The sequence below is a fragment of the Candidatus Fusobacterium pullicola genome (assembly GCA_018883725.1).
GTDB classification, from domain to species: Bacteria; Fusobacteriota; Fusobacteriia; order Fusobacteriales; family Fusobacteriaceae; genus Fusobacterium_A; species Fusobacterium_A pullicola.
The window spans coordinates 1-5,568 of record JAHLFN010000021.1 but is presented as its reverse complement, the minus strand read 5'-3'; the positions used below and the strand labels follow the sequence as shown (position 1 = coordinate 5,568).

General features: G+C 30.0%; 3 protein-coding genes and 1 rRNA gene. 2 read left to right on the top strand and 2 right to left on the bottom strand.

The window, feature by feature from the left end; translation table 11 throughout:
- Both IAA47_02815 and IAA47_02810 read right to left on the bottom strand, forming a co-directional pair.
- The coding region (locus IAA47_02815) for an L-serine ammonia-lyase, iron-sulfur-dependent, subunit alpha (protein ID MBU3841907.1) at positions 1-1,284 on the bottom strand (1,284 nt) is incomplete at its 3' end.
- Between the two features lie 262 nt (positions 1,285-1,546).
- The gene (locus IAA47_02810; protein MBU3841906.1) at positions 1,547-3,316 is read right to left on the bottom strand and encodes a sigma 54-interacting transcriptional regulator; all 1,770 of its coding nucleotides are present in this window, start codon (positions 3,314-3,316) and stop codon (positions 1,547-1,549) included.
- 322 nt (positions 3,317-3,638) lie between these two features.
- Between IAA47_02810 and nagE the strand changes: the two genes are divergently transcribed.
- Positions 3,639-5,096 (top strand): N-acetylglucosamine-specific PTS transporter subunit IIBC, encoded by a 1,458-nt coding sequence (gene nagE / locus IAA47_02805; protein MBU3841905.1) that lies wholly within the window; start codon positions 3,639-3,641, stop codon positions 5,094-5,096.
- A 328-nt stretch (positions 5,097-5,424) separates the two neighbouring features.
- A 16S ribosomal RNA gene (locus tag IAA47_02800) occupies positions 5,425-5,568 on the top strand; the annotation flags it as partial.

Below are 5,568 nucleotides of genomic sequence, written 5' to 3'. Positions count from 1 at the left end.
ATTTTTAATCATTATATCTAATATAACTTCGTCAGTTACTTTCATTCCTTGTTGTCCTAATATTCCAACATGTTTAATTGTTTTTTCTACGTCCTTACCTACAATTCCTTCTCCAAATTCAAATTTTCTATTTTTTGAAGCAGCATAGTAAGAATCGAAAGCAGCAGATACCCCACTTGCTATTTTTGTAGCACATGAACTTTTAGCACCGTCACAGATTACTCCAGACATAGTTCCTAATGTAGTTTCAATAGCATATCCAATTTGCTCTAATGATAATCCTGATAGGAATGATATAGCTCCAGCTACTCCAGCACTTGCACAGATAGCTCCACAGTAAGCAGATAATCTTCCTATATTTGATTTGATATGGATTGTAGTCATATGAGAGAAGAATAATCCTCTAATTAATTCCTCTTTAGATAATCCTTTCTCTTGACAGAATTTTATTATTGGTAATGAACAAGTCATTCCTTGGTTTCCACTTCCACTTGTTGTAACTACTGGTAGAGAACATCCGTTCATTCTAGCATCACTTCCAGCACTTGCAAAGCTAGCCATCTTATTTCTTAGGTCGTTTCCATAAACTCCCTCTTCCATTCCCTCCTTTAATGTTTTTCCAATAGCTATTCCATAACTATTTGTTAATCCTTCATTAGCAATTGCTGAGTTATAATCAATTACTTTTTGGAAAGTCGCTTCAATTAGAGATAGATCAATTGTTTTAGCAAGATTGTAGATTAATTCTACTGATAAGAAAGTTCTATCTGTCATTACATCTCCAGAGCAAACTTCATCACAAGAACATCCTTTAATCTCTACACCATTTTTTATGATTTTTGTTATATTTGTATGATAGTGTTGGATTTCAATAGTGGCAGTATCGTTTCCATAAGTTCCTTCTAATCTGATATATAATTTAATATCCCCTTCATTTAAGAAAACATTTATTTTTTTATCAGCTATATATTGTCTTACTTCAGGTAAACGAGACTTATCAACATGAGCTATAACCATAAGTTCTTTTGATGAATCTCCCAAGATAGCTCCCATAGCAGTAGAAGCTTCTATTCCTACCATTCCATCAGAGTTAGGTATTTTAACACTTTTAACATTTTTAACAATGTTACCAGAAAGGTAAGCATCAATTTTTTCAGGAACATTTCCTAAGATATTAGTTAATTTAGCTGCCGCATAAGCTATAGCTATTGGCTCAGTACATCCTTCAGCAGGAACTAACTCTTCTTTTAAAATATTTAAAACTTTTTCTGTTATTTTTTCCATATATTTTACATCTCCTTTTATACTTATTTACTCTTAAAATTTAAATTTGTCAAGGTTCTAGAATAACTAAAAACTTGTGATTCTGTTTTAAAAATAGGCTTTTTAAATTAATTATATGTAAAAATATAAGCAAAAAATATGCCAATTTAATACTGAAAAAATACTTAAAATTTAGTATAAATCGAATAAATATAGTGGAATGTATTTTCAAAATGAAAAAATTTTCAAAATGAAAAATCGAGTGATTTTTCAAAATGAAAAACTACTCGATTCCAAATTTTTTTAATTTTCTATAAAGTGTTGTTAAACCTATCCCCATCTTTTCAGAGATAAGTTTTTTACCTTCTGTTGTATTTCCAAATTTTTTTAAACCTTGTAGAATATAATTTTTTTCTATTGTTTCAAAGTCTTCTAATTCATCTTCTTTAATTTTTATTATTGATTGTAAGCATATAGATGAGTTATCATCTTTTCTCATTGAAATATTATCAGGAAGAAGATTATTTGTTAAGATACGCGTATCTCCACTAACATTGAACATTAATTCAATGGTATTTTCAAGTTCACGAACATTTCCTGGCCAATCATAAGATAATAAAGCAGACTTAACATCTTCATCGATAGAGATTATATTTTTCCCAGAAATATTATTATATTTTTTTATTAATTTTTCAACTATTGGGAGAATATCCTCTTTTCTTTCTCTCAGCGGAAGGAGTTTTATAGGGATAACATTCAATCTATAGTAAAGATCGCTTCTAAATTTTTGCTCCTTAATTTTTTGTTCTAAATCAACATTAGTTGCAGCTATTATTTTAATATCTAAATCAATACTTTTATTAGAGCCAATCCTTTCTATTTTTTTCTCTTGAATTACTCTTAAAATTTTAGCTTGGAGATATAGGGGCATATCTCCAATTTCATCCAAAAATATGACACCAGTATTAGCCAACTCAAATTTTCCCATTCTACCATTGTTACTAGCCCCAGTAAAAGCCCCCTTAACATAACCAAAAAGTTCACTCTCTAGAAGTGAATCAGGAATAGCTGAGCAGTTAATCACTACAAAGGGTTTATCTTTTCTATTACTATGTGAATGTAAAGAACGGGCAACTAACTCTTTACCAGTACCACTCTCTCCAGTGATTAAGACAGTGGATGATGTATCTGCAATTTTTAAAATTTTCTCTTTTAGTCTTTTTGTAGCCTCTGAGTTTCCATATATATCATCTAAAGAGATTACATTATTATTACTAGTAATTTCAGCAATGTTTTCATTTATTTTTTTTATATCTTCAAATATGAAAGCGGAATTTTTTCTATTATCAAAGGAAGTGAGATATATTTTTTTTCCAACTACATTGAACTCTTTTTTTCCAATGGTAATTTTAAAAACCTCTTCACTCATTAGATAATCGTTTTGTGTAGTAATAGTTATCTTTTTGCCAATACACTCAGAAGTAATATTTAATTTCTTTCTAGCAATGGAGTTAATATTTACAATGGTATTATCTTTATCTATAATGATAACTCCTTTATTGATATTAGCAAGTATTGTTTTTAAGGTATTTTCTTGATCTTTTTGTAAAAGGCTCTCCTTATATTCAAAAAATTTTATACCTATAAATTCAGCAATCTGTTTAGTAAAGTTGAGGTAGGAATCAAGATCAGCTAAAATTTTATTTTTTTGCTCATCATTGAAGCAAACTAAACCTAAGGCTCCTATGATTTCATCGTGACAGTAGATTGGTGTAGCTATCTCTAATTTCTCTTTACAATTTTGTTTATCTTTACATTCGCTACAAAGGGTATGTATCCTAGGATTTTTTATAATATGGGTTTCTCCAGTTTCTAAAGTATTCTTATAGACACTTCCTAGAGCAAATACTCCATCTATATTTTTGTAGAGACCTGTCCCAGTAACTCTAACCATATTTTTGTCAACTACTCCAACATCTACTTTTATAAGATTTGAGATAATATTTATATATCTGTTAACATCTTCTTTTATATTTATCAAAGAAACTTCCATTAGCTCCCTCCGAAAATTAGTTCTATATTACATTTTACCACAAATATTAATTAAAATAAATAGTTGAAACTTTATTGACAAAAGCAATTAAAAGAGGTAAATATATAGTAGTAAAATTATTTTTGTAAAAAGTGTGAAAAAAATAAAAAAACAAAATATAAATTATTAAAATAGAACAATAAGTTAATAAAATAAATGAAAAAAATTAAAATAAATGTGGAAAAAAATGAAAAGTTGTGCTATAATCAATTTAAGAATATGAAATAAAAAATCATAGTTTATAATTTTTTTTGAAATATAAATGATAAAAGGAGGAAGTTTTATGTTTAGTTATTTGCAAAAAATTGGTAAAGCATTGATGGTTCCAGTAGCAGTATTACCAGCTGCAGCTATTCTAATGGGAATAGGATACTGGATTGACCCAATTGGATGGGGGGCAAATAGTCAACTTGCAGCTTTCCTAATAAAAGCAGGAAGTGCAATCATAGATAATATGCCTATTTTATTTGCAGTGGGAGTTGCATTTGGGCTTTCAAAAGATAAGAATGGTGCTGCAGCTTTAGCAGGATTAGTAGCTTTTGAAGTTGTTACTACATTACTTTCAGTTGGTGCAGTTGCACAGATGACAGGAGTACCTGTAGATCAAGTATCTCCAGCATTTGGAAAAATAAATAACCAATTTATAGGGATTGTATGTGGGGTTATAGCAGGAGAACTATATAATAAGTTTCATACTCTAGAACTACCTAAATTCTTAGCTTTCTTTAGTGGAAAAAGATTTGTTCCAATTATAACATCAGTTGTAATGTTAGTAGTGTCATTTATATTACTATACATTTGGCCAGTTATCTACTCTGGATTAGTGACTTTTGGTATCTCAATAGCTAAATTAGGACCAGTTGGAGCTGGAGTATATGGATTCTTTAATAGATTATTAATACCAGTAGGATTACACCATGCACTAAACTCAGTGTTCTGGTTTAACGTAGCAGGAATAAATGATATAGGAAGATTCTGGGGAGATCCAGCACTAGCTTATGCAGGATTACCATCAACTATTGAGGGAGCTTACCATGTAGGTATGTATCAAGCAGGATTTTTCCCAATCATGATGTTTGGATTATTAGGAGCATGTTTTGCATTTATAAAAACAGCAAAACCTGAAAATAAAGAAAAAATAAAATCAATTATGTTAGCAGCTGGATTTGCTAGTTTCTTTACAGGAGTAACAGAACCAATAGAGTTCGCATTTATGTTTGTTGCACCTGGACTATATTTATTACATGCTGTATTAACAGGAATCTCTGTATTTTTAGCAGCTTCATTAGATTGGATGGCAGGATTTGGATTCTCGGCAGGATTAGTTGACTTTGTATTATCACTACGTAACCCTAATGCTCACAATCCAGTTATGTTATTAGTTTTAGGATTAGTATTCTTTGTAATTTATTATACAGTATTTACATTTGTTATCAATAAGTTTAGTGTAAAAACTCCTGGAAGAGAAGAAGAGGAAATAATAGAGTTAGTAGCTGAAGGAGTAAATGCACATACAGCAGTTGCAGCAGCACTATTACCATTATTAGGTGGAAAAGAAAACCTAGTAAATATTGATAACTGTACTACAAGATTAAGACTAGATGTAGTTGATAGCTCAAAAGTGAATGATGCAGAAATTAAAAAAATTGCTGCAGGAGTTATTAAAAAAGGTAATGCTGTTCAAGTTATAATAGGACCACATGTAGAGTTTGTAGCTACAGAGTTAAAAAAATTAGTTTAAATTTTAAATAAATATTTGGGATAATAAAGTGGAATTAAATTGAGATATGAAAGGGCTGATTTGTAAGGATCAGCCCTTTAAAATTTTAGTTAGAGATATTTAGAGAATATTTAGAATAGAGAATATAGTTTAAAATAAAAAATAAAATTTTTTAAAAAAAGTATTGACGAAAAATATTATTTATGATATTATAATCTTTGTCCGCGAGAGAGCGGCACAGATGAATGAATAAGAACATTAGCAACAGAATAGAGAAAGACAATAAATGCAAACACAACAATAAATTGGTGTAATAAATAATCAGTAAATTTTACTGAGTTAAATAGATTGAACGAAGAGTTTGATCCTGGCTCAGGATGAACGCTGACAGAATGCTTAATACATGCAAGTCTACTTGATCCTTCGGGTGATGGTGGCGGACGGGTGAGTAACGCGTAAAGAACTTGTCCTGCAGTCTGGGACAACATTTGGA